This is a genomic window from Streptomyces sp. NPDC050704, assembly GCF_040654355.1.
GTDB lineage: Bacteria > Actinomycetota > Actinomycetes > Streptomycetales > Streptomycetaceae > Streptomyces.
Window position 1 is genome coordinate 1 of the sequence record NZ_JBFAHW010000149.1, and the last position, 22,969, is coordinate 22,969.

At 70.2% G+C, this 22,969-nt stretch carries 20 protein-coding genes; 11 read left to right on the forward strand and 9 right to left on the reverse strand.

Annotated elements, in window-relative coordinates:
• Positions 1-195: 195 nt before the first annotated feature.
• Together AB0I18_RS46045 and AB0I18_RS46050 are read left to right on the forward strand one after the other, a co-directional pair.
• Positions 196-2,340 carry a CDP-glycerol:glycerophosphate glycerophosphotransferase gene (locus tag AB0I18_RS46045; RefSeq protein ID WP_363111796.1) on the forward strand — a complete coding sequence of 715 codons (2,145 nt, stop codon included), beginning with the start codon at positions 196-198 and terminating at the stop codon, positions 2,338-2,340.
• A gap of 107 nt (positions 2,341-2,447) precedes the next feature.
• Entirely contained in the window at positions 2,448-4,703 is a 2,256-nt protein-coding gene (locus AB0I18_RS46050; protein ID WP_363111797.1) for a CDP-glycerol:glycerophosphate glycerophosphotransferase, read from the forward strand.
• Between the two features lie 90 nt (positions 4,704-4,793).
• On the opposite strand, the gene AB0I18_RS46055 is transcribed toward AB0I18_RS46050, so the two are convergent.
• Positions 4,794-5,207 carry an organic hydroperoxide resistance protein gene (locus tag AB0I18_RS46055; RefSeq protein WP_363111798.1) on the reverse strand — a complete coding sequence of 138 codons (414 nt, stop codon included), beginning with the start codon at positions 5,205-5,207 and terminating at the stop codon, positions 4,794-4,796.
• Positions 5,208-5,343: 136 nt separating this feature from the next.
• Here AB0I18_RS46055 and AB0I18_RS46060 point away from each other — a divergent pair, with 136 nt between their 5' ends.
• Positions 5,344-5,868, forward strand: coding sequence for a MarR family transcriptional regulator (locus AB0I18_RS46060; protein WP_363111799.1), 525 nt, complete (start codon positions 5,344-5,346; stop codon positions 5,866-5,868).
• Here AB0I18_RS46060 and AB0I18_RS46065 read toward each other — a convergent pair whose 3' ends face one another.
• On the reverse strand, positions 5,869-7,461 hold the full coding sequence (locus tag AB0I18_RS46065) for a glycosyltransferase family 39 protein (RefSeq protein ID WP_363111800.1): 1,593 nt from the start codon (positions 7,459-7,461) through the stop codon (positions 5,869-5,871). It abuts the gene before it with no gap.
• A 102-nt stretch (positions 7,462-7,563) separates the two neighbouring features.
• Here AB0I18_RS46065 and AB0I18_RS46070 point away from each other — a divergent pair, with 102 nt between their 5' ends.
• From AB0I18_RS46070 to galE, 3 genes are all read left to right on the forward strand, one after another.
• The gene (locus AB0I18_RS46070; protein WP_363111813.1) at positions 7,564-8,826 is read left to right on the forward strand and encodes a glycosyltransferase family 87 protein; all 1,263 of its coding nucleotides are present in this window, start codon (positions 7,564-7,566) and stop codon (positions 8,824-8,826) included.
• Between the two features lie 62 nt (positions 8,827-8,888).
• On the forward strand, positions 8,889-10,553 hold the full coding sequence (locus tag AB0I18_RS46075; protein WP_363111814.1) for a glycosyltransferase family 2 protein: 1,665 nt from the start codon (positions 8,889-8,891) through the stop codon (positions 10,551-10,553).
• Positions 10,554-10,683: 130 nt separating this feature from the next.
• Complete coding sequence (gene galE / locus AB0I18_RS46080; RefSeq protein ID WP_363111801.1) at positions 10,684-11,664, forward strand: UDP-glucose 4-epimerase GalE; 981 nt, start codon at positions 10,684-10,686, stop codon at positions 11,662-11,664.
• A 14-nt stretch (positions 11,665-11,678) separates the two neighbouring features.
• Here the strand turns inward: galE and AB0I18_RS46085 are convergent, their stop codons facing one another.
• The 3 genes from AB0I18_RS46085 to AB0I18_RS46095 are packed head-to-tail and all read right to left on the reverse strand — an operon-like array spanning position 11,679 to position 13,217.
• Complete coding sequence (locus AB0I18_RS46085) at positions 11,679-12,440, reverse strand: hypothetical protein (RefSeq protein WP_363111802.1); 762 nt, start codon at positions 12,438-12,440, stop codon at positions 11,679-11,681.
• Positions 12,441-12,445: 5 nt separating this feature from the next.
• The gene (locus AB0I18_RS46090) at positions 12,446-12,736 is read right to left on the reverse strand and encodes a hypothetical protein (RefSeq protein ID WP_363111803.1); all 291 of its coding nucleotides are present in this window, start codon (positions 12,734-12,736) and stop codon (positions 12,446-12,448) included.
• Positions 12,737-12,794: 58 nt separating this feature from the next.
• Positions 12,795-13,217, reverse strand: a complete 423-nt coding sequence (locus AB0I18_RS46095; RefSeq protein ID WP_363111804.1) for an ATP-binding protein — start codon at positions 13,215-13,217, stop codon at positions 12,795-12,797.
• 277 nt (positions 13,218-13,494) lie between these two features.
• Between AB0I18_RS46095 and AB0I18_RS46100 the strand changes: the two genes are divergently transcribed.
• From AB0I18_RS46100 to AB0I18_RS46110, 3 genes are read left to right on the forward strand one after another with little or no spacing between them, the layout of a single operon-like run.
• A complete protein-coding gene (locus AB0I18_RS46100; protein WP_363111805.1) occupies positions 13,495-14,346 on the forward strand; it encodes a DUF5753 domain-containing protein in 852 nt (283 codons plus the stop codon).
• Positions 14,347-14,357: 11 nt separating this feature from the next.
• Positions 14,358-14,555, forward strand: a complete 198-nt coding sequence (locus tag AB0I18_RS46105; RefSeq protein WP_363111806.1) for a DUF397 domain-containing protein — start codon at positions 14,358-14,360, stop codon at positions 14,553-14,555.
• A complete protein-coding gene (locus AB0I18_RS46110) occupies positions 14,552-15,475 on the forward strand; it encodes an ADP-ribosylglycohydrolase family protein (RefSeq protein ID WP_363111807.1) in 924 nt (307 codons plus the stop codon). Before AB0I18_RS46105 ends, AB0I18_RS46110 begins: the two co-directional genes overlap by 4 nt.
• A gap of 96 nt (positions 15,476-15,571) precedes the next feature.
• On the opposite strand, the gene AB0I18_RS46115 is transcribed toward AB0I18_RS46110, so the two are convergent.
• Positions 15,572-15,793, reverse strand: coding sequence for a hypothetical protein (locus AB0I18_RS46115; RefSeq protein ID WP_055517933.1), 222 nt, complete (start codon positions 15,791-15,793; stop codon positions 15,572-15,574).
• A 231-nt stretch (positions 15,794-16,024) separates the two neighbouring features.
• A complete protein-coding gene (locus AB0I18_RS46120; protein ID WP_363111808.1) occupies positions 16,025-16,675 on the reverse strand; it encodes a TetR/AcrR family transcriptional regulator in 651 nt (216 codons plus the stop codon).
• 212 nt (positions 16,676-16,887) lie between these two features.
• Here AB0I18_RS46120 and AB0I18_RS46125 point away from each other — a divergent pair, with 212 nt between their 5' ends.
• Together AB0I18_RS46125 and AB0I18_RS46130 are read left to right on the forward strand one after the other, a co-directional pair.
• Positions 16,888-17,799 (forward strand): ABC transporter permease, encoded by a 912-nt coding sequence (locus AB0I18_RS46125; protein WP_363111809.1) that lies wholly within the window; start codon positions 16,888-16,890, stop codon positions 17,797-17,799.
• Positions 17,792-18,622, forward strand: a complete 831-nt coding sequence (locus AB0I18_RS46130) for an ABC transporter ATP-binding protein (RefSeq protein ID WP_363111810.1) — start codon at positions 17,792-17,794, stop codon at positions 18,620-18,622. The genes AB0I18_RS46125 and AB0I18_RS46130 overlap by 8 nt, the downstream gene beginning before the upstream one ends.
• A 104-nt stretch (positions 18,623-18,726) precedes the next feature.
• Here AB0I18_RS46130 and AB0I18_RS46135 read toward each other — a convergent pair whose 3' ends face one another.
• Positions 18,727-19,836, reverse strand: coding sequence for a glycosyltransferase (locus AB0I18_RS46135; protein WP_363111811.1), 1,110 nt, complete (start codon positions 19,834-19,836; stop codon positions 18,727-18,729).
• Positions 19,833-22,769 (reverse strand): bifunctional glycosyltransferase family 2 protein/CDP-glycerol:glycerophosphate glycerophosphotransferase, encoded by a 2,937-nt coding sequence (locus AB0I18_RS46140; protein ID WP_363111812.1) that lies wholly within the window; start codon positions 22,767-22,769, stop codon positions 19,833-19,835. The genes AB0I18_RS46135 and AB0I18_RS46140 overlap by 4 nt, the downstream gene beginning before the upstream one ends.
• Between the last annotated feature and the right edge of the window lie 200 nt (positions 22,770-22,969).

Genomic DNA, 22,969 nt, shown 5'->3' on the forward strand with positions numbered 1-22,969 from the left:
AAAGTCTTGGTGTTTTTGGTTTTTTTTATTCTTTTGGTGCTGTCTAGCTTGCGGGTGGGACCGTTCCGGTCCCACCCCAGCCCCCCCTTTTTTTAGGGGCGCGGGGAACTGCGCGCCCAGCCCCCACAAACCCGCACCCAGCACACAGCCCCTCCGCGGAGCGGCCACGCACCAAAAGAAAGAGCACCACACCCCATGCCCCGCTTCAGCATCATCGTCACCGTCCAGGGCGTCGCGGGGCGGCTGCCCGCCATGCTCGACTCGGCCCTCACCCAGTCCTTCGCCGACTTCGAGCTGATCCCGGCATGTGAGGACCCGCACTCCCCGGCGGCGGCCGTCGTCGCGGAGTACGCGGAGCGCGACTCCCGAGTCGTCCCGGCCACCGGCTCCGCCCTCCGCGACGCGGGACTGCGAACGGCCACCGGCACGTACGTACTGTTGCTTGACGAACACCACTCCCTGGCGCCGCGGGCACTCGCGGCGATCGACGACCGTCTGCGGGAGACCGGCGAAGTGGACGTCCTGCGTCTCGGCCACGAGCACGTGCCGTGGTGGGGCGGCGCCCCGGCCACGGAACGCTTCGAGGACCGCGACCCCACCGACGTACGCCTGCCGGTCTGGGCCATCGCCTACCGCCGGACCTTCCTCGCCGATCACCAACTCGCCTTCCCCGACGGCCCCTTCACGGACCTCGGCTGGTCCGGGCTGGTGGCGCTGGCGACCGAGGAGACCGCCGTACTGCCCACGGTCTGCGTGCGACACCATGAGCGGCGGCAGGGCGGCAGGGCACCCGGCGAGCAGGCGGGACTCCTCGACCAGGTCGAGCTGGTACTGGACGCGGCAGCGGACCGGGACCTCCCCGAGGAGCGGCGGCGCGGGCTCTTCGACCAGCTCTTCGCCGTGGTCCTCGACACGGCGGCCACGCCCGGCCCCGGCAGGGCCTTCTTCCGCCGCGCGGCCCGCCTCCACAGGCGTCACCGCCCGGCGGGCCACCGCGTCCGGGGGCCGCGGTGGCGACTGCTCGCACTCGGTGCGTACACGGCCTTCCGTGCGCTCCAGAGCCTCAACCGGCTTGCCGTGCGGGCGCGTTCGTACACGAGGGGTGCCGCCCGCAGATGGCACCGCGGCCGCCCGCACAACCCGTACGCGAGGTACCTCCGCAAGCCCCTCGACGAGAACCTCGCCGTCTACGCCGCCTACTGGGGCCGCGGCTACACGTGCAACCCCGCCGCCATCCACCGCAAGGCGCTCGAACTCGCCCCGCACATCAGGTCGGTGTTCCTGGTGCGGGAGAAGGACCTGGCGCACATGCCGGACGGTGTGGAGAGCGCGGTGATCGGGAGCCGGCGGTACTGGGAGGTGATGGCGCGGGCCAAGTACACCTTCAACAACGTCAACTTCGAGACGGCCGTGCGCAAACGCCCCGGGACCGTGCATGTCCAGACGCACCATGGGACGCCGCTGAAGCGGATGGGCGTCGACCAGGTCGGGTACCGGGCCGTCGCGGCGGCCACCGGGAACTTCGGCCGGCTGCTGCGCCGCGTCGACCGCTGGGACTACTCCCTCTCCGCCAACGCGCACTCCACAGAGGCCTGGTCGGGCGCCTACCCCAGCGGCTTCGAGCACCTGGAGTACGGCTATCCGCGCAACGACCGCTACTACACGGCACGCCCCGACGAGGTCACCGCGATCCGCGAGCGGCTCGGCATCCCCGAGGGCCGGGTGGCCCTGCTGTACGCGCCGACGTACCGGGACTATCCGCGGGACGTGTCCGCCCAGTTCGACCTGGCCCGCTTCTGTGCCGCGCTGGGAGAGGAGTTCGTGGTGCTGCTGCGGGCGCACTACTTCCTCGACGGCAGCTCGGACCTGCAACAGGCGTTCACGGACGGCCGGTTGATCGACGTGACCTCGCTGCGGGACACCGAGGACGTCTGTCTGGCCTCGGACGCCCTGATCACGGACTACTCGTCCATCATGTTCGACTACGCCAACCTCGACCGGCCGATCGTCACCTACGCCGACGACTGGGACGTCTACCGGGACACCCGGGGCGTCTACTTCGACCTGCTGGCCGAGCCGCCGGGCCAGGTCGCCCGTACGCAGGACGAGTTGATCCGGCTGTTCACGACGGGCGCCTGGGCGGACGGGGCCTCGGCACGGCTGCGGTCCCGGTTCCGGGAGCGGTTCTGCCAGTTCGACGACGGCCGGGCCGCCGAACGGGTCGTACGGCGCGTCCTGCTCGGCCAGGGCGAGGACGAACTGCCGCCGCTGATCCCACTGCCCGCACGTGTCCCCGTACCCGCGCCGGACCGGACCGGCACCCGCACCCCGGCGCTCTGATGCCGCCCGGCACCCACCGCGAAGAGCCCCCGATCTCTCCGATCTCTCCGATCTCCCCGGTTTCCCCGACCTCCCCGCAAGTCCCCGGCCCCGGACCTGGAAGTGCCATGCCCCGCTTCAGCATCGTCGTGCCCGTCCACAACGTGCAGGGCTACCTGCGCGCATGTCTGGAGTCGGTCCTCGACCAGTCGTACGGCGACTTCGAGCTGATCGTGATCGACGACTGCTCACCGGACGGGAGTCCGGCGATCATCGACGAGTTCGCGGCCCGCGACGAGCGGGTCGTGCCGGTCCATCTGCCCGTCAACGGCGGCATCGGCCCGGCCCGCAACCACGGCGCGAAGCTGGCGAGGGGCGAGTACCTGCTCTTCCTCGACAGCGACGACACGTACACGCCGGGCGCGCTGCGGGCGATCGCCGAGCGCATCGACGCGACCTCACGGCCGGGTCAGCCGGGCCAGCCCGACCGGCCGGACATCGTGCTCTTCGACTACGCGCGCACGCACTGGCAGGGCTGGGTGAAACGCAACCGGGACGCGGCGGTGTTCGGCGCACCGGGCCCGGAGGTGTTCACGGTCGCCGAACGCCCCGACCTGCTCGACCTGTTCACGGTCGTGTGGAACAAGGCGTACCGCCTCGACTTCTTCCGCGAGGGCGGTTTCGCCTTCCCCACCGGGTTCTACGAGGACGCGGTGGTCGTCTACCAGACGCTGTGGACGGCGCGGACGATCACGCTGCTCGACCGGGTCTGCGTGTACTACCGGCAGCGCCGCCAGGGCAACGCGATGCGGACGCCGAGCCGGGCGCACTTCGAGGTGTTCGCGCAGTACGAGCGGCTGTTCCGGTTCGTCGACGAGCGGCCTGACCTGGAGCGGTGGCGCGGTTTCCTCTACGACCACATGGCGGACCACTACCTCTTCATCCTGCGCCAGGGGGACCGCGTACCGCCTTCGGCCCGCCCGGAGTTCTTCCGGCGGGCGGCCCGGGACCTGCGCGCGTACCGCCCGGCCGGGCACCGATCAGCCCCGACCGTCCCGCGCACGTCCTGCGCGCTGCTCACCCACGCCCCGTACGCCCTCTACCGTCTGCACCGGAGGGCCGCCGTCAAGCGCGCGGGTCTGCGCAGGCGGTACCGGCTGTGGCGCCGCCGCCTGCGCAGGGTGCTGCTGGCGCTGCACGGACGCCTGGTCCTGCGGCGGCCGCTGGACCCCGACCTGGCGCTCTACTCGGCCTTTTCGCACCGGGGCGTCCTCGGCGACCCGGCCGCGGTCTACCGCGCGGCGCGGGAGATCGCACCGCACATCAGGGGCGTGTGGGTAGTCGGGAAGGAGCACGTGGCCGCGCTGCCGCCCGGGACCGAGCACGTCCTGCCGGGCAGCCGGGCCTACCGGAAGGTGACCGCGCGGGCCAAGTACCTGGTCAACAACATGAACTGGGCGAACGACCTGGTCAAGCGCGAGGGCGCCGTCCACCTCCAGACCCACCAGGGCACCCCGCTGAAATCGATGGGCGCGGATCTGCTGAAGTACCCCGGCGCCCGGCACGGCTTCAGCGTTCCGAAGATGCTGCGGAGGGCCGACCGCTGGGACTACAGCCTGGTCGCCAACGCGCACTCGGAGCTGGTCTGGGACCGCGCGTACCCCTGCGACTTCGTGTCCCTGCGCACCGGCAGCCCGCGCAACGACTGCCTGGTCCACCCGGAACCGGGCCGCCGGGAGGCCGTACGGCAGCGGCTGGGAGTCTCCGAGGACCGCACCCTGATCCTGTACGCGCCGACCAGGCGCGACCACCGCCAGGGCGGTTACGCCCCCACCGGCGACCTGGCACGCCTCGCGGCCGGCCTGCCCGCCGACCACACCCTGGCTGTCCGCCTCCACCCGTCACTCGCCCGGCACCACGAACGCGGCCTGGAACTCGGCGACCTGGTCAGACGCGGGCTCCTCCTCGACGTCACCGACGAACCGAGTGTCGAGGACCTGATGCTCGCCTCCGACGCGCTGGTCACCGACTACTCGGCCCTGATGTTCGACTACGCCCACCTCGACCGCCCGATCGTCCTGCACACCTACGACCGGGACACCTACCAGGCCGGCCGCGGCACGTACTTCGACGTGACCCGACAGTCGCCGGGCCATGTGACCTCCACGGAGGACGAGTTGGCGCAGCTATTCGCCTCGGGCGCGTGGCGGGACGAGGAGTCGGCGAGGCTACGGGCCGTCTTCCGTTCCCGCTTCTGCGAGTACGACGACGGGCATGCGGCGCAGCGGGTCGTACGGCTGCTGATGCTGGGCGAGGACATCGACGGAACGGGCCCGCCCGCGGTCCCCGCACCCGGCGCCCCGCGCGACCTCGTGACCCGCTGACAGCTGACAGCTGACAGCTGACAAAGAGGCCGACCAGTACCGGGGTACTGGTCGGCCTCTTCCTCGGACACACCCGGGCCGGGCTCCGGGTTACTCGACGACGATCTCGACCGGGATGTTCCCCCGGGTCGCGTTGGAGTACGGGCACACCTGGTGGGCCTGGTCGACCAGCTTGCGACCGGTCGCGGCGTCGACGGACGCCGGCAGCTCCACCCGCAGCGTGACCGCGAGGGCGAAGCCCTCACCCTGCTTGCCTATGCCGACCTCCGCCGTCACCGCCGCGTCGCTGACGTCGACCTTCGCCGCGCGGCCGACCAGAGCGAGCGCACTGGCGAAACAGGCGGAGTATCCGGCGGCGAACAGCTGCTCCGGGTTCGTGCCCTGACCGTTGCCGCCCATCTCCGTCGGAATGCCCAGCTGCAGGTCGAGCCGTCCGTCGGAGCTGTAGGCCCGGCCGTCGCGGCCGTGGGTGGCGGTGGCGACAGCGGTGTAGAGCGCTTCCATGGAAACCATCCCTATCAAGATCGGTCAGGGTCGAAGTCGTTTCGGCGGGCCTTGTTCCGGCCCCCTCACGGGCTCCAGTAGAGCACACAATTCAATTGTGCACAACTAAATGACGCACAGGAGGTACTCTGGAACCATGACCACGACGCCCGCCCCGAACCGAGCCGTACGGGACTCTGTACGGAATCCCGTACGCGACGAGGACTTCCTCCGCCTCGACCAGCAGATCTGCTTCTCCCTGAACGCGGCCTCGCGCGCCTTCGGCGGCGTGTACCGGATCGCCCTCAAGGACCTGGGCCTCACGTACCCCCAGTACCTGGTCATGCTCGTGCTGTGGGAGCACGGCGAGTTGCCCGTGAAGAAGGTGGGCGAGCATCTGCGGCTCGACTCCGGGACGCTGTCGCCGCTGCTGAAGCGGCTGGAGGCGGCCGGCCTCGTACGGCGTGAGCGCAGCGCGAGGGACGAGCGGTCCGTGGTGGTCCGGCCCACGGACGAGGGTGTCGCCCTGCGCGAGCGGGCGCTTCTCGTGCCGCGCCGGATCGCCGCCGCGACGGGGTTCGACCTGGACGAGATCCGCGATCTGCGGGCCCGGCTCGACAAGCTCACGGGCGCGCTGGACGCGGCGGCGCTTGACGAGCGCGAGCAGCCGGACCGCGCGTGATCACCCCGTCCCCGCCGGAGGTCTGCGTACGTACAGCCGCAGGACCGAACCCTTCCGTACGAACTCCGCGCGCGGCACGAACTCCTCGCCCACCACGGTGAGTTTGACCCGCTCGGTCGCGTTCCGCGGATACCAGGCCGAGGTCAGCGCGTACGGCGCGGCGACCACCCAGACGCGGTCAAGGCCGTCGAGTCTGCGGCGCAGTTCACCGGGGCCGGTCTCCCGCCCGTAGAGCGTCCCGGAGACGGGGGCGGGCTCCTGGAGCGCGATGTCCCGCGTGCCCTCGAACCCCTTCGGGTACGTCAGTGCCGAGCGCCGGCCGAGCGCCGGGAGGAAGAGCACGGGGTCGCCGGGGCGCAGGCGCTCGGACGCCGCGGCGGCGACGGCGGCGAGGTTGTCGGGGCGGCGGGCGGGGTCCCGGTCCGCCCGGAGGACGGGGAGCTGCGAGGCGAAGGCGAGGGTGATGGCCAGGACGCCGAGGAGGGTGGGGGCGTGGCGGACATGGACACGGACATGGGCTTGAGCCTGGGCATAGGCATGGAGACCTTCCGCGGCCGGGAGTCGGAGGCCTTCCGCCGGGAAGCGCAGGCGGCTCGCGGCCTCCAGCAGCCGTTCCGCCCCCGCCGCCGCCAGGAGCGGGGCTCCCGCGAGGGCGTACAGCACATAGCGGTCGTCGTACAGCGGCCAGTGCCGTGAGACCGCGAGGAGGGTCGCGGGCGGGAGGAGCAGGAGGGGGAGCGCGACCGCGGGGAGGGAGAATTCGCCCCGGCGGGCGAGCGGGGCGCGCAGGGCGAGGGCGATCAGGAGGAGGTACGGGCCGAGGACCAGCCGGGTCGGGCCCGCGAAGGAGCGCAGGAGGCGTTCGACGGCGCCGCCGCCCGGGGGCCGGAGCCAGGCCACCTGGCCCGCCTGACCGCTGGAGACCAGGACCAGCGGGAGCAGCACGAGGAGCACGGCGGCCGCGGTCAGGGCCCAGCCGCGCCACACCCGGCGGGGCATCCGCGCGAGGGCCAGCGCGGCGGCGTGCGCGAGCAGGAGCAGGACCGCCAGTTCGTGGAGCAGGACGGTGACGGCGAGGCCCCCTCCGTACGCACACCAGGGGAGGGTGCCGCCGGAATCCGCCGCCCGTACCAGCAGCAGCGTCGCCGCCGCGGCCCCGGCGGCGACCAGTGCGTACGAGCGCCCCTCCTGCGCGAAGTGCCCTGCCATCGGGGTCACGGCGTACAGCAGTCCCGCCCACAGCCCCACCCGCGGGCGGGCGAGCCGCGCCCCCAGGGCCGCGACGAGGCCCGCCGTCGCGGCCGCCGCACAGAGGGAGGGGAGGCGGAGGGCGACCTCTCCGGGGTGGACGGCGAGGACGGGGTGCATGAGGAGGTAGTAGAGGCCGTGCACCGCGTCTACGGAGTGCAGCAGATGCCAGATCTGCGGGAGTGAGCGCCGCGCCACCTCGAAGGTGACCGCCTCGTCGCGCCACATCCCGCCGCGGTCGATCCCCCACAGTCCGATCCCGAACATGACGACTACGGGCACGAGCACGGGCACGAGCACGGGCACGCGTACGGCGGCGGCAAGCTGTGGGCGTCTGACGACCATGCGCCCGATATTGTGCTATTAGCAATCGTTCATGGATGATTGACGTCATGTCACCCGGTTTAGAGAGCCATGCGGCTTACGATCCCCCGCGTGAAGCCCTGGATGAAGCCCCACACCAAGTCCTGGATGAAGCCCCGCCTCCTCCCCCTCGCCGTCGCCTGGCTGACCACCCGTGCCCTGATGCTCTCCCTGCTCGCCTGGGACGACCGCGTCCCGCTGGACATCGGCGGGGTCGGGCGCGAGGTGCATGTGCTGTACGCCCGTTGGTACGGCGTGCTGGTCCACGGCACGTTCCCGTCGGACGACCGGCTGTGGCAGTACCCGCCGGGCGCGGGCCCGGTCCTGCTGTCCCCCGGGCTGCTGCCGGGGCTGACGTACTTCCAGGCGTTCGTGGCCCTCACCCTCGCCACCGACGCCCTGGTCACCGTCGTCCTCACGCGCGCGGGCACCCGGACGGGCCGCAGCCTGCGCGGGGCCGCCCTCTGGACAGCGGCCCTGCCGCTCCTCCTGCACATCCCGCTCGCACGCTACGACGTGCAGGTCACTGCCCTTGCCGTCATCTCCTTGTTGACGTTTTCGCGCTCCCCGCGCGCGTGCGGCGCGTTCGCGGCCCTGGGTGCCCTCGTGAAGGTGTGGCCCGCGCTGGTGCTGATCGGCACCCCCAGGGGACGTACCACCCGGCAGGCATGGACCTCGGCGGCCGTCACCGCGGGCGCACTCCTCCTCGCGCTCGCCGCGCTCTTCCGCGACCCCTTCGGCTTCCTGCGCCAGCAGAGCGGCCGGGGCGTGCAGATCGAGTCGCTCGGCGGCACGTTCCTGTCCTTCGCGCACCACGCCGGCTGGCCGGGCCGGGTGCGCTACCGGTACGGGGCCATGGAGTTCACCGGCCCGTACGTCACCACGATCGCCGCGGCCTCGCTCGCGCTCACCGTCGCCGCCTTCGGCGCCCTGCTGCTGTGGCGGCTGCGGGCCCGGCACTGGACGCCGGCGACCCCGTACGACGCCGCGCTCAGTGCCGTACTCCTCTTCACCGTGACGAGCCGGGTGATCAGCCCCCAGTACCTGGTGTGGCTGCTCGGCCTGGCCGCCGTGTGCCTGACCTCGCGGCACACCACGCAGCGCCCGGTGGCGGTGCTGATCGCGGTGGCGGCGGCGGCCAGCGCCCTCGCGTACCCGGTCCTGTACGAGGACGTCATGGACTGCACCTGGACGGGCTCCCTGCTGATGCTCGTCCGCAACGGCCTGCTGGTGGCGGCCGCGGCGCTCTCCTTCCGCCGGCTGTGGACCGCCGGAATCCGGCCCGCACGGAGGGAACCCTCACCCGATTCCCGTCATCTTCCCCACGAGACAGTAAGTACCTCTTAACGGAAAATTACCTAAACCGCCTACTATTTCATCTCGTGGAAGTCATGCGTGCCATGCAAGCCATGCAGTCCCATCAGTCACAGGTGAGCGTCGTCGTCATCGGGTACGACGACGCCGGCCATGTGACGGACGCCGTGCGCTCGGCCCTCGCGCAGGGTCCCGCCGTCCGCGAGGTGATCGCCGTCGACGACTGCTCGACCGACGGCAGCGCGGACCTCCTGGACCGCCTCGCGCTCGACGAGCCGCGCCTGAAGGTCGTCCGCCGCAAGGTCAACAGCGGCGGCTGCGGCAGTCCCCGCAACGACGGGATCGACGCTGCCACGGCCCCGTACGTGATGTTCCTGGACAGCGACGACGTACTGCCGTCCGGGGCGGTGGACGCGCTGCTGGACGCGGCCGTCGGGCGCGACACGGAGGTCGCGGCCGGCCTGTGCGTACGCCGCGAGCTGCCGTCCGGCCGCGACGTCCCCTGGCAGCCCGAGCTGTACGCGAAGTCCGCCCGCGTCTCCCACCCGTCGCACCGCACCGGCCTGGTCCACGACACGCTGTGCGTCAACAAGCTCTACCGCGTCGACTTCCTGCGCGAGCACCACATCCGCTTCCCCGAAGGGCGCTTCCCCTACGAGGACTTCGTGTTCACCGCGCGCGTGTTCGCCGCCGGACCGCGCGTCGCGCTGATACCGGACCAGGTGTACGTCTGGCATGTGCGCCGGAGCGCCGAGCGGCTGTCGATCTCGCTCGACCGGGCGGACGTCGACAACTGGCGGTCCCGGCTCGCCGCCCACGAACTGGCGTACGACATCCTCCTCACCGCCGGTGAGAAGCGGCTGGCGCGGGCGGCGCGCGCGAGGTTCCTCGACCACACGCTGCGGATGTACGCGCGGGAGCTCGATCTGCGCGGTGCCGAGTACCGCCGCGACTGGTGGGCCCTCACGCGCGCGTGCCTCGCGGCGTTCGACGCGGCCGACTTCGCGCTCGCCCCGGCGCCCGGGCGGGTCATCGCGCAGGTCGTACTGGCCTCCGAGGAACCGCGCGACCTGCCCCGCCTCAAGGAGGTCGCGGCGCGCCCGGCCCGGCTGCTCCCGCCGTACGCGCGGGCCGCGGACGGTACGCCGGTCTGGTCCGCCGACCTGCCCCAAGTGACCCTGGAACACCTCCTGTTCCGGCCCGTCCACCTCCTCCCGGTGGCCGTCGACGCGGAACTGCGGCCACGCGCGCGGGCCACCCGGCTGCGGTTGCGTCTGCACGAGCTGTACGGGCGGATGGCGGAGGCGGCACCGGCGTCGGTGGACGTCGAGTTCGTGAACCGGCAGGACGGCGTCGTCGGACTCACGGTGACGGCGGCTTTCCTGCCCGAGGACTCCGCCGCCTCGACCAACGCCGCCGACTCCACCGGCTTTGAGGATTCTGGTGAATCTGGTGAATCTCAGGGTGCTGAGGACTCCTGGACGGCCGAGGCGCCGGTCGACCTCTCGGCGCTCGGGTCCGGCACCTGGGACCTCCGCCTGCACGTCCGCTTCCACGACGGCACGAGCCGCGAGACCACCGCGCACGCCGTCTCAGGGCCCGGCCTGCTGCGCCGGTCCGCCGTGCCGAGCGGCCGGCACGGGGTACTGCTCGTCCAGCCGTACGCCACCCACGCGGGCTCGCTCGCGCTGCGGCTCGCGCCAGGCTGGCGGGGCTTCACGTCTGTGGTCGGCCGCCGTATCAGCCGCCTGCTTCACTGAACCGATAAGCGACCATTGAATTGGTCCACGCATGAACTGGACCGCGGATGAACTGGGCCGCGCGTGAACTGGTCCACACACCCGCATCCATCACCGACCACACACCGACCACACGAGGGGACGGCCGTACATGACCTGGCTGATCACCGGCGGCGCCGGCTACATCGGGGCGCACGTCGTCCGCGCGATGACCCGGGCGGGCGAGCGGGCGGTGGTGTACGACGACCTGTCCACCGGGATCTCCGAGCGCGTCCCCGACGGGGTGCCCCTGGTCGTGGGCTCGACCCTGGACGGGGAGCGGGTGGCCCGCACGCTCACGGACTACGCCGTCACCGGTGTCGTCCACCTGGCGGCGAAGAAGCAGGTCGGCGAGTCGGTGGAACTGCCGCTGCACTACTACCGCGAGAACGTCGAGGGCCTGCGGGTGCTGCTGGCCGCCGTGGCGGAGGCGGGCGTGCCGTCCTTCGTCTTCTCCTCCTCCGCGGCGGTGTACGGCATGCCGGACGTGGACCTGGTGACCGAGGAGACCCCGTGCGCGCCCATGAGCCCGTACGGCGAGACGAAGCTGGCCGGTGAGTGGCTGGTCCGCGCCACGGGCCGCGCACACGGCCTCTCGACCGCCTCCCTGCGCTACTTCAACGTGGCGGGCGCGGCCACGCCGGAACTGGCCGACGTGGGCGTCTTCAACGTCGTCCCGATGGTCTTCGAGAAGCTGACGGAGGGCGCGCCCCCGCGCATCTTCGGCGACGACTATCCGACCCCGGACGGCACGTGCGTCCGCGACTACATCCACGTGGTGGATCTGGCGGAGGCCCACGTGGCCGCCGCCCGCCGTCTGGCCGCCGCCCCCGGCACGGACCTGACCCTCAACATCGGTCGCGGGGAGGGGGTTTCGGTCCGCGAGATGATCGACCTCATCAACGAGACCACCGGTTACGACCTCCCCCCGACGGTCACTCCACGCCGCCCCGGCGACCCGGCCCGCGTCGTCGCCTCCGCCGACCGAATCACCGCGGAACTGGCCTGGAAGGCCAAGCACGACGTACGCGACATGGTCACGTCGGCGTGGGAGGGGTGGGTGCGGCTGCATCCGGGGGCGGGACGGGCCTAGATCGGCACGCGTGGTCAGGGCTGGGCGCCGGTCAGTCTCCCCGCCTCGACCGGGTCCATCATGTTCGACCATGCCTGTTCGGCAGGGAGAAGATCGCGGTCGGGCAGGCGAACTTCTGGAAACCAAGCATCGGATGCGCAGCCGGGAACGATGTCGAGCACGATGCGGACGAGATCTCCGGGTACGGAACCGGTGATGCGCACGGCAACGTAGGTCTCGTGACTCTCGTGGCCACGGACCTGCACGCCCAGGGTGAATGTGTCGTAGGCGATGGTGTGTTCGGCGCCGTCCTTCAGCGAAGAGCGGACGAGTTCCGGGATGACACCCTCAAGGCGACGCAGGAAGCGCGCGCCCTCCTCCAGCCGGTAGCGCAGGTGGTCGTCGCGGTCCGGCAGCAGGTCTCCGACGTACGTCTGCGAGGTGAGCGACCTGGTGTGCTGCGCGTTGTACGCGCTACGGGCCGCCTTGGCGTCGGTGGCCAGGGCCGCATAGAAGTCGTCGGACGAGCCGTCCTCGCGGATACCGGCGGCTACCAGCCACGGGCATGGCTCGGACACCCATACAGCGCCGCGCCACCGCGCCGCCTTCACCTTGAACAGAACCTGGTCGTCGATGGCGCGAATACGCTCGTGCTGCCGTCCGTCACTGCCGTCGAATTGCTCCTGTGCCTTGGCCAGAGCAGGATGCTCGACCTCGTCGAGTGGCACCGTGATCGGCGGAACCGGTAAGCACAAGTCCTGGCTCAGGCAGCGCAGAGTCGGGCGGGCTCGATCCACCAGGGTTACCTTTCCTCGCCGACGCCGCCGAGTCGGTCGATGTCCTCGGCGGGGATCCCCGTCAGGAGCGCGATGCGCGCCTTCGTGGTGCCGTCCAGGACTCGCATCGACTCGGCCATGCCCTGCCGGATTTCCTCGCGTCGGTGCTCTATGAACATCCGCACCGCGTCTGCGACCAACTCCTTCTTCGTCACCCCGAGGAAATGTGCTCCCTGGGTGATCAGTTGGTCCGTATCGATATCCACCTTCAGCGGGGCTGCCGTCCGTGGTTTTGATCCCGAATCCTGTGCCGTCATCGCAAACACCTCCGGTACCCAAGGGTACTACTACCTCAGGGAAGCGCCCAGCCAGTCATCAGCCGATACCGGCCGGCCGGACCACACCGAGCTCGAACCAGACGCCCTTCCCTCCGGGGGAATGGCCGAGGGGTGCTGCGGCGGTGAGCTCGGTGCCCCATCTTCCGTTGGTGAGGGTGTCCACGAGCCACAGGCCGCGGCCGCTCTCGCCGTCGTAGCCCTCGCCCATGGCGGGCGGCCGCAGGTCCTCGTCGTAGACGGTGACCCGGACGGCGGCGAGGCATCCACCGACGGCCAGCCGCAGGACGGCGTCGGCGCCCTTGGCGTGTACGCAGGCGTTGGTAACGAGTTCGGAGGTGCACAGGGCCGCGTCGTCGGCCAGGTCGCCGAGTCGCTGCGAGCGCAGGACGGAGGCGACGAAGTCGCGGGCGACGCGGGGGGAGGTGTCGAGGGAGGGGCAGCAGAGGGTGTATTCGGGCATGGGGGATCAACTCCGTTGCAGGGATGGGTGGGTGGCCGTCGGTGGCATTGCCCGTGGGGTCGACTTCGCACGGGTGCGCTTCCAACTGGCGTTGGGCATAAGTGAGTTAGGGCAACACAAGACTGCCGCGACTCACCGTGATGGCTGCGCTACTGAAGGTAGGGCGTAACCTAGTGACGGCACAAGCTAACGCCCGAAACTCGCCACCTTCTGGTGACCCTCACCGAGCCTGAGCGGCATACTCGTTCAGCCGGACACCCAGGGAGAGAGAGCACCAATGCCGCCAAGGAGCACCCCTACCGCCCGGCAGGAGCGCCTGGGGAGCGAACTGCGCAAGATGCGTGAGCGCGCGGGAGTGACAGCCCGCGCTGCCGCCGCGCTGCTGGGCTCGAACCCCATGCAGCAGAGCGCCGTGGAGACCGGCCGCAGCGGCATCAGCGAAGAGCGCATCCGCCGCCTGGCAGCGCACTGCGCCTGTGACGACGCCGCGTACATCGACGCCTTGGTCGCCATGGCCACCGAACGCGGGAAAGGGTGGTGGGAGGAGTTCCGGGGCGTCATTCACCCCGGCGGACTCGACCTGGCAGAGCTCGAACACCGTGCCGTGGGCATCCGCACCTTCCAAATGGCGCACATCCCAGGGCTGTTCCAGACCCAGGACCATATGCGAGCCGTCTTTCGCTTCGCGTCGCCGGACTGGCCGCTCAAGGACCAGGACGCCCACGTCGAGTTCCGCTCACGCCGACAGCAGATCATCACCGATCAGCGTGCGACGCCGTACGAGGCCGTGATCCACGAGGCAGCGCTCCGTATCCGCGTCGGCGGCCGGAAGACAGCACGCAACCAGCTTGAGCGCATCCTTGAGCTCTCCGCACTGGATCACGTGACTGTGCGCGTGGTCCCCTTCGACAGTGAGGACTTCGCCGGAGCCGGCCACTCGATGCTCTACGTGCGCGGCCCCGCGCCCCAACTCGACACAGTGCAAATTGACACCGCCCACGGGGGCAGGCTCCTAGACGCCGAGTCCCTGCTCCAGCAGTACCGGAGGCGCTTCGACCAGGTCGCCACCCCGGCCCTGTCCCCGAGGCAGTCTCAGGATCTCATCGTCCACATCACCACGGAACTCTGAAAGGCACCATCGTGTCCGCCCCTCTCCAGTGGCAGAAGTCAACGTTCTCAGGCGGCGGTTCAAGCGAGGACTGCGTCGAACTCGCCACCACCGACGCCGCGGTACACCTCCGCGAGAGCGACCACCCCGCCACGCTCCTCACCACCGCCCACATACCCCTGCGCGCCCTCTTCTCGACCCTCAAGTCCGACCGCCTCACCCCCCGATGACGTCACACGCCATCGGGGCCGTGCTCGGCTCCGCCGTCGGAGACGCCTTGGGCGCGCCCTTCGAGTTCGGGCCCGAAGGGGCGTTCTCGGCGCGCTTTCCGAAAGCCGGTGTCGGCGGTGAGATGTGCGGGGGCGGCGGCTGGGACCCCGGTGAGGCCACGGACGACACGCAGATGGCCGTGCTGGTCGGGGAGTCGCTGCTGGAGTGCGGCGGGCTCGAACTGGCTGACATGTTCCGGCGGTTCCAGCGGTGGGCGGCCGGCGACCCCAAGGACATCGGCCTCCAGACCGAGGACGTCCTGACCAGCGGAGAGCCCTGGGACTTCGCCGCCGCGCTCCATTTCCAGGTCAACCTACGGGCCGCGGGAAACGGGGCGTTGATGCGTGCGGCCACCTCCGCCGTGTACTTCGCGGGGGACGGTACGGAGGCCACGATGGACGCCGGACGGCGTATCGCCGCGCTCACGCATGGCGACCGGGCCGCGTGGGAAGGGACAGCGCTCTTCCATGAGCTCGTCCGGGTGACTCTTGCCGGAGGCGATCCGTTGGCCACGCTGCCGGATGCCCTGGATCTCGTACATTCGGATCATCGGGAGCGTTACGCGGTCGTGCTCGCGCCTGACTGGCATCCGGATCAGGCGACTGAGTTCAACGGGGCGGTGTGGCCTTGCCTCGGGTCCGCGGTGTGGGCGCTGCGGGCCACCGACTCCTACGAAGGTGCCGTGCGGGCCGCGGTCGATCTGGGCGGGGACACGGACACCGTCGCGGCGGTCACCGGTGGGCTCGCGGGGGCCGTGTACGGGGTGGGCGCCATTCCGGAGCGGTGGGTCGAGCCGCTCCACGTACCGCTGCCCGGGTTCGACGGGCGGGTGCTGCGGGCGGCAGAGCTGGTCGACCTGGCGGAACGGCTGGCGCGGTAATTCAGGGGCTCAGGGACCGGCTCAACGCACACAAACGCGCTCGCCGCGGGCGGGACGCCGTCCTGCTTCGCGACGAGCGCGTTCTGACGGGCTCTGTCAGAGCTTGTCCATACGCGTGTACGGGCTGACGATACGGGCCTGGCGGGAGCCGAAGTCGACGAGCATCGCGATGCCCTCCTCGACGCCGACAATCCTGCCCAGGCCGAACTGGTCGTGAGTAACACGGTCACCCAGGGCGAAGTGCTTGGCGACCGGGACAACCGGAGCTTTGAAGGGACTGGTGGACAGGTGGCGCCGCGGCGCTGATGGCTTCGTCATCGTGTTACCAGTATGCGCCCCCGGAGGGCCCGAGAGTGAGGCGTGGATGACAACGATCCGGCGGCTACGGGGGCTGACCGGGGGCTGACTGGCCACGCGGCACCGGATTGACGGACCGGTCACACGGCCCATCGGACCGCCTGACCGGGCAGGAAACGCCCCGGCCGATCACCCCCACTGCAACACCCGCAACGCCCTCAACACTCGCAACACCTGCAACGCCCAGAACACCTAAAGCGCCTTCAACGCCATCGTCGTAGCCCGCGCCAGGCTCTCCAGGTACCCCTTCGGTAGCTTCGGGCTGCGGATCACGACCGCGCGCCAGTACAGCGGGCCGGAGATCATGTCGAGGGCCAGTTCCTCGTCGATGCCCATACGGACCTCTCCGCGTCGCTCCGCCGCGGCGACGATGCCGCTGGCGACGCCCTCCTGCCCCTCCCGCAGGGCCTTCTGCATGGCCTCGGCGATGTCCGGGTTGCGGGCCGCCTCGGCCTGGAGGTCGGGGATGATCTGTGAGGCGACAGGGTGACGCAGCGCGCGGGACGTGACCTCGTACAGCAGCCGCAGGTCGCCCTCCAGGGAGCCCGTGTCGGGCGCGGGCAGTCCCTGCACGGCGATCGCGGAGACCAGGTCGAGCACCAGGTGCAGCTTGGACCGCCACCGCCGGTAGACCGCGGTCTTGCCGACGCCGGCCCGGCGGGCGATGCCCTCGATGGACATCCGCGCGTACCCGACGGCCGCGAGTTCCTCGAAGACGGCCGCCCGGATGGCCTCCGTCACATCCTCCCGGAGCACCGCCGCCCCGGCGGGAGCCCTGCGGCGCGGCTGCCGCGGCGGTTGCTGCGGCTCCTGCGGACCGGCTCCGTCGGCGTTCGTCGTCATGCGGAACAGCATAGGGGCGTAGCGCTGTGGCGTTACGACGAAACGGTTGCGTTCCGACGTCGAATCGGCCTACGCTCACGTTACGACGATACGGTCCCGTCCCGACGTAAAGGCGAGCCCATCCCCAGGTAAAGACAGGGTTCGCGCACCCCTCCTTCTTCCTCCGCCCTCCCCTCCTCCCTTCCTCCTCCCCCCAAGCGAAAGCAGCGGATGTGAGCCAGGTTCTCGACACACCGCCCCCGGCACCGGCCCTGCCCGCCGACCCCGCGGAGCTCGCCGCCCGGTACGGCCTCACGGTCAGCGGCGCCCGCCCCTCCCTGCCCGCGTACGTGCGTCAGCTGTGGGCGCGACGGCACTTCATCACGGCGTTCGCCACGGCCAAGCTCACCGCCCAGTACAGCCAGGCGAAGCTCGGCCAGGTCTGGCAGGTGGCCACGCCCCTGCTGAACGCGGCGGTCTACTACTTCATCTTCGGCGAGCTGATGGGCACGAGCCGCGGCGTGCCGGACTACATCCCGTTCCTGGTCACCGGCGTCTTCGTATGGACGTTCACGCAGAGCTCGATCATGGCGGGCACCCGGGCCATCTCCGGCAGCCTCGGCATCGTCCGCGCCCTGCACTTCCCACGGGCCGCGCTGCCGGTGTCGTACGCGCTGCAACAGCTCCAGCAGCTGCTGTTCTCGATGGCCGCGCTGGCCGTGATCCTGCTCTGCGTCGGCGTGCCCGTCAGCGCGTCCTGGCTACTGGCCGTACCCACGCTGGCACTTCAGTTCATGTTCAACGCGGGCGTGGCGATGATCATGGCCCGGATGGGCGCGAAGACTCCGGACATCGCGCAGTTGATGCCGTTCGTGCTGCGCACCTGGATGTACGTCTCGGGCGTCATGTGGAGCATCGACCGCATCCTCAGCAGCCATCACCTCCCGCACGCCGTGCTGCTCGCCCTGCAGTGCAACCCGGCCGCGGTCTACATCGACCTCATGCGGTTCGCGCTGATCGACAGCTTCCACGCGAGCCAGCTGCCCCACCACGTGTGGGCGCTCGCCGTCGGCTGGGCGCTGCTCGCCGGCGTCGGCGGCTTCATCTACTTCTGGAAGGCTGAGGAGACGTACGGCCGTGGCTGACCTCAAGAAGGATCCCGAGAAGGACCTCGCCCCCACCGGCAGGGAACTCGTACCCACCGTCATCGCCGACCGCGTCGACATCGTCTACCGCGTCAACGGCACCGGCGCCGGCCGGGGCAGCGCCACCGCCGCGCTCAACCGCATCCTGCGGGGCAAGAAGGCCGAACAGGCGGCCGGCGTACGCAAGGTGCACGCCGTGAAGGGCGTCTCCTTCACCGCGTACCGGGGCGAGGCGATCGGGCTGATCGGCACGAACGGTTCGGGCAAGTCCACGTTGCTCAAGGCTGTCGCGGGGCTGCTGCCCGTAGAGCGCGGGCGGATCTTCACTGACGGGCAGCCGTCGCTGCTCGGGGTGAACGCGGCGCTGATGAACGACCTGACCGGTGAGCGCAATGTGTATCTCGGTGGGCTCGCCATGGGGATGTCCCGCGAGCAGGTGCGCGACCGTTTTCAGGAGATCGTCGACTTCTCCGGGATCAACGAGAAGGGTGACTTCATCACTCTGCCCATGCGCACGTATTCCTCAGGCATGGCTGCGCGGCTCCGGTTTTCCATCGCCGCGGCCAAGGACCATGACGTGTTGATGATCGACGAGGCCCTCGCCACCGGGGATCGCTCCTTTCAGAAGCGGTCTGAGGAGCGGATTCGGGAGTTGCGGAAGCATGCCGGGACGGTGTTCCTGGTCAGCCACAACAACAAGTCGATTCGGGATACGTGTGACAGGGTGCTGTGGCTTGAACGGGGGGAGCTCCGCCTGGATGGGGCTACGGAGGATGTGTTGAAGGAGTATGAGGAGTTCACCGGGGGTGGGGGGAAGGGTTAGACAGGTGGTGAGACGTCTGCGGGGCAGTGGGGGCTGGTCGCGCAGTTCCCCGCGCCCCTAAAAGGGGCGCGGCCCCAGCCCTGCCGGAATCGGGAACCCGAGTATCAGCGCTCCAAGAACGTGAACAGGTCCTCCCACCTCCTTACGATCTCGTCCGGTGTGTAGCGCTGGATGTTGATACGCGCCGCCTTGCCCATCCTGTCTCGCAAGTCCTTGTCGGACATCAACGTGTCCAGGCGGCGGGCCAGTTCGCCGGTGTTGCCGAGGGTGGCGAGGAGGCCGTCCTCGCCGTCTCGGACGATTTCGTGGACGCCCGGCGCGCAGTCGAAGGCGGCGCAGGGGACGGCCGTCGCCATGGCCTCCATGAGGGCGAGCGGGAAACCCTCGCCCCGGGAGGACTGGACGAAGACGGAGCTGTCGCGCAGGGCGCCCGGGACGTCGCTCGTGCGGCCCATCCACTCGACGGAGTTGTCGAGTCCGAGGGCGGTGCACTGCTTCTTGAGCATCTCCTCGTCCTCGCCCGAACCGTAGATCCGCAGCGTCCAGTCGGGGTGCAGTGGCGCGACCTCCGCCCAGGTGTCGAGGAGCATGTCGATGCCCTTCTGGTCGTGCAGCCGGCCGATGCTGGCGACCACCTTCTCGGTGCGCGGCGACGGCACCTCGGGCATGAAGGGCAGCGGATTCGGCATGAACGAGGCGTTGTTGAGGCCCTGACCGATCCACAGGTCGGCGTCCTCGCGGGTCAGCACGAGCATGCGGTCGACGTCCTGGTAGTGCTTGCGCACCCGCTGGAAACGGGAGGACGCCTTGGAGTACTCGTACGACTCGTGGCTCATGCCGATGACGGTCAGGCCGTTCGTGTCGGCCTGCGCGACCCACTCCATGGCCCACACCTGCGTGACGATGACGACACCGCCGGGGCGGGCCGCGCGGAACAGTGCGGTCAGCTTCGCGGCCTCCTCGCGCATGCTCGCCTCGCGGGCGCGGCCGGGGCGGGGCGGCTGTCCCGCGTACAGCGTGGTCATCGGGTACGGCACGTCGCCGAGTTCCTGGACGACCTCGGCCGGGGTGATGCCGACGACATGGACGCGATGCCCGCGCCCGGTGAGGAGCCGGGCCAGCTGATGCGACCAACTGGTCACGCCGCCCAGCTCGTTGACACTGTTGGAGACGAAGAAGACGTCCCGCTGCGGATCTGCACTCACGCGGGTCACGCGCGCCTCCACTGGGAAAAGAACTGGTCGACGATGCTCTGCGCGGCGTTCCCGGTGTCGTACTCGCCGAACTCGGCCACGAAACCCTCCCGCGCCTCCGCGTACTTCACGGCCTGCTCGTCCAGTGAGACGAGGGCCGCGTACAGCTCCTCCTCGGTGCGCACGACCGGTCCCGGCGCCCGTTCGAGGAGATCGAAGTAGGTTCCGCGCCCCTCGTGCACGTACTCCTCGTAGTCGTACGCGAAGAAGAACATCGGCCGGCCGAGGAGCGCGTAGTCGAACATCACGGACGAGTAGTCGGTGATCAGCCCGTCGGCGAGGGCGAGGAGCGGGGTCACGTCGTGGTGGGCCGACACGTCGATGACGCGCCCGCGCACGGACGGCGGGAGCACGACGTGGTTGAGGTAGTGCGAGCGCACCAGGAGGACGTACCGGTCGCCGAACTCGTCGGCGAACCGCTCCACGTCGAAGGGCAGCTCGAACCGCCGCTGCCTGCCCCCGTGCTGACGGAAGGTCGGTGCGTAGAGCAGGACGGGCTTGTCGTCCGGGATGCCCAACTCGGCTGCCAGTGCCCCGCGTTCGCGGACGCCACCGGATTCCTCCTCGCGACGCCTGGCCCGCACCAGCTCGTCGTTGCGCGGATAGCCCACCCGAAGGAGTGTCTTCTCCTTCAGGCGGAACGCCCGGGCGAGGGTGCGCACATCGTGCTCGGAGCGGATCAGGAACCGGTCGAAACGGTCGAGGGTCCGCTGCTGCGCCTCCTGTTCGGGGCGGGACCTGAGCTTCCACTCCGGCTCGTCGAAGCCCATGCGCTTGAGCGCCGAGCCGTGCCAGGTCTGGAGGTAGGTGGTCTCCGGCCGCTTGGTGAGCTTCAGCGGGTAACTCTGGTTGTCGACCCAGAACTCGGCCTGCGCGAGGGCCTTCAGATAGGGCAGCGACCAGCGGCGTACGAGCGTGGCGTCGGCCGGGAAGCCCTCGGGACGGCCCGCACCCGCGTACGACCACACCGCCTCGAAGTCGAGGCCCTGGCGCCGCATCTCCTCGTAGATCGCCTTCGGGCTGTCGCTGTACTGCCGGCCCAGGTGGCTCTCGAAGACGACCAGGCCCTTCTTCACGGGCAGCCGGCTGAACACCTCGTGGTACAGCCGGATCTTGGTGTCGCCGGAGGTGAGCTTCTTGCGCAGCTCCCGCGTCTTGCGGTAGCCGGACTTGGCGAGCCGGCCCGGCGCGCCCCGCACGCCCCGCTCGACGAGCGCGTCGACCTTCTCCCTGGTGACGATCCGGAAGGAGAGGTGGCCGCGCGAGGAGATCTCGGGCGCGATGTGGTCGGCGACCAGGCGCGTGAGCCGGGGCCGGACGGGCAACTGGCCTGCCGCCAGGTCGGGTTCGGAAGCGGTCAGACGGGTGGTGGTCCGTCGTACGCCGCCGGTGTCCGGCGGATACGCGATGTCGAGGTGCAGCCGTACGTCCCACACCGCGTCCACCACGCCCAGCGGCCGCAGTCCGCGCGCGAGGTCCGCCGACGCCTCCCAGGCGATGGCCTCGCCCTCGTGCCGCAGGGTGGCCACGGGGAAGCGGAAGGTCTGGAAGCGCACGCCCCGGCGGCGGGCGGCGAACTCCAGCTCACCGGTGAGCCGCGCGTCGGGCGCGACGACGCCGAGGGGGTTGGTGATGCGCCCGGCCAGCCGGACCGTGCCGGCCGCCTCCGCGTACCCGGTAAGGGAGTTGCGCAGGAACATCTTCTCGACGGGCTTGGTGTGGTAGCCGAGTTCGGTGACGTCGAGGACATGGCGCGCGAAGGAGGCTTCCTCGGTCCCTTCCCCGGTACCGTCCTCGGCGCCTTCCCCGATGTGCTCGGCGCACCAGTAGATCCGGCCGTCGCGCTCCACGAGCGGCGAGGAGATCTTGTCGCGGTTGGTGAGCGTGTCCACGGCCGGCAGCAGGTTGTCCCAGTCGCTCTCCTGCAGCAGATAGGCGCAGATGGCGTGGATGGGCTCGACCTCGTCGAAGGCGGCGCGGTCGATGGACTCCAGGTAGCCGCGGGCGATCGCCGCGAACTCCTGCCGGTAGGAGGCGTCCCGGAAGGGCAGGTCACGCAGGTGCAGCACCAGGTCGTGCTTGAGGAACTTGACGTCCTTGTGGAACTTCAGCTCCAGCAGGCCCTTGTCTGCGAGGAGTTGGTCGACCCGCCGGTGGATCTCCATCCGGTGCGTGAAGTTGGCGATCTCGGCGCGCCGGTTGCTGATCGACTTGGCCGTCGTCTTCTCGACGATGTTCCAGTCGTACACGCGGTTGGGGATCAGGGTGATCCGGCGGGCGGCCGCGTACGCCTGCGCCGAGAAGAGCAGGTCCTCGTAGTGGATCCCGACCGGGAACTCGAGACCCTGCTCGACCAGGAACTCCCGGCGGTAGCACTTGTTCGTCGACAGCGTGTCGAAGACCAGCAGGTCGGGCAGCTCGGAGATCGACTCCAGGGTGCGGGTGCGCGCGTACAGCCAGGGGTACCACTTGACCTCCTTGGCGTTGCGCGAGTCCACGTGCACCCGCACGCACAGCCCGGAGACGAGGTCGGCGCCGGTCGTCTCGGCCGCCTCCAGCATGTTCCGGCAGGCGTTGCGCTCCAGTACGTCGTCACTGTCGAGGAAGAGGACGTAGGTGCCGAGGGCCCGGGCGATGCCGTGGTTGCGGGGAGCGCCGCAGCCCCCGCTGTTCTCGTCGAGCCGGAAGGCCCGCACCCGCCCGGGGTACTCGGCGGCCAGCCCTCGCGCCACCTCGTACGAGCCGTCCGTACTCCGGTCGTCCACGATCACGACCTCGACGTTCCGCAGCGTCTGCTCCAGCACGGAGCGCACGGCGGTGGGCAGCCGCGCCTCGTCGTTGTAGACGATCACGACGACGGACACGTCCGGTGGCTGGCGCAGATCCATGTTCATCCCATTAACCCTAAATGCTCCGGATCGGCCCGACTATGCGGTGTGGTCCGCTTGAGGCCACTTGGGTAGATGCCGATGCAGGGATCCAGGTTGCCTCTTCAGCCCGTCCGGCGTTTGAGGACAAGGCCGTCCAGGCCGAAGGGGGGTCTGGGGGCGCAGCCCCCGGGGATGGGACGGGTAGGGGCGGCGGGGGCGAAAAA

What these genes read in the sequence shown, in the direction of transcription:
- AB0I18_RS46065 (WP_363111800.1), bottom strand. Translation starts at nt 7,461, where the DNA reads ATGGTCGTCAGACGCCCACAGCTTGCCGCCGCCGTACGCGTGCCCGTG.
- AB0I18_RS46055 (WP_363111798.1), bottom strand. Translation starts at nt 5,207, where the DNA reads ATGGAAGCGCTCTACACCGCTGTCGCCACCGCCACCCACGGCCGCGAC.
- AB0I18_RS46075 (WP_363111814.1), top strand. Translation starts at nt 8,889, where the DNA reads ATGCAGTCCCATCAGTCACAGGTGAGCGTCGTCGTCATCGGGTACGAC.
- AB0I18_RS46110 (WP_363111807.1), top strand. Translation starts at nt 14,552, where the DNA reads ATGACGTCACACGCCATCGGGGCCGTGCTCGGCTCCGCCGTCGGAGAC.
- AB0I18_RS46060 (WP_363111799.1), top strand. Translation starts at nt 5,344, where the DNA reads ATGACCACGACGCCCGCCCCGAACCGAGCCGTACGGGACTCTGTACGG.
- AB0I18_RS46090 (WP_363111803.1), bottom strand. Translation starts at nt 12,736, where the DNA reads ATGACGGCACAGGATTCGGGATCAAAACCACGGACGGCAGCCCCGCTG.
- AB0I18_RS46100 (WP_363111805.1), top strand. Translation starts at nt 13,495, where the DNA reads ATGCCGCCAAGGAGCACCCCTACCGCCCGGCAGGAGCGCCTGGGGAGC.
- AB0I18_RS46140 (WP_363111812.1), bottom strand. Translation starts at nt 22,769, where the DNA reads ATGAACATGGATCTGCGCCAGCCACCGGACGTGTCCGTCGTCGTGATC.
- AB0I18_RS46050 (WP_363111797.1), top strand. Translation starts at nt 2,448, where the DNA reads ATGCCCCGCTTCAGCATCGTCGTGCCCGTCCACAACGTGCAGGGCTAC.
- AB0I18_RS46115 (WP_055517933.1), bottom strand. Translation starts at nt 15,793, where the DNA reads ATGACGAAGCCATCAGCGCCGCGGCGCCACCTGTCCACCAGTCCCTTC.
- AB0I18_RS46095 (WP_363111804.1), bottom strand. Translation starts at nt 13,217, where the DNA reads ATGCCCGAATACACCCTCTGCTGCCCCTCCCTCGACACCTCCCCCCGC.
- galE (WP_363111801.1), top strand. Translation starts at nt 10,684, where the DNA reads ATGACCTGGCTGATCACCGGCGGCGCCGGCTACATCGGGGCGCACGTC.
- AB0I18_RS46070 (WP_363111813.1), top strand. Translation starts at nt 7,564, where the DNA reads ATGAAGCCCCACACCAAGTCCTGGATGAAGCCCCGCCTCCTCCCCCTC.
- AB0I18_RS46045 (WP_363111796.1), top strand. Translation starts at nt 196, where the DNA reads ATGCCCCGCTTCAGCATCATCGTCACCGTCCAGGGCGTCGCGGGGCGG.
- AB0I18_RS46120 (WP_363111808.1), bottom strand. Translation starts at nt 16,675, where the DNA reads ATGACGACGAACGCCGACGGAGCCGGTCCGCAGGAGCCGCAGCAACCG.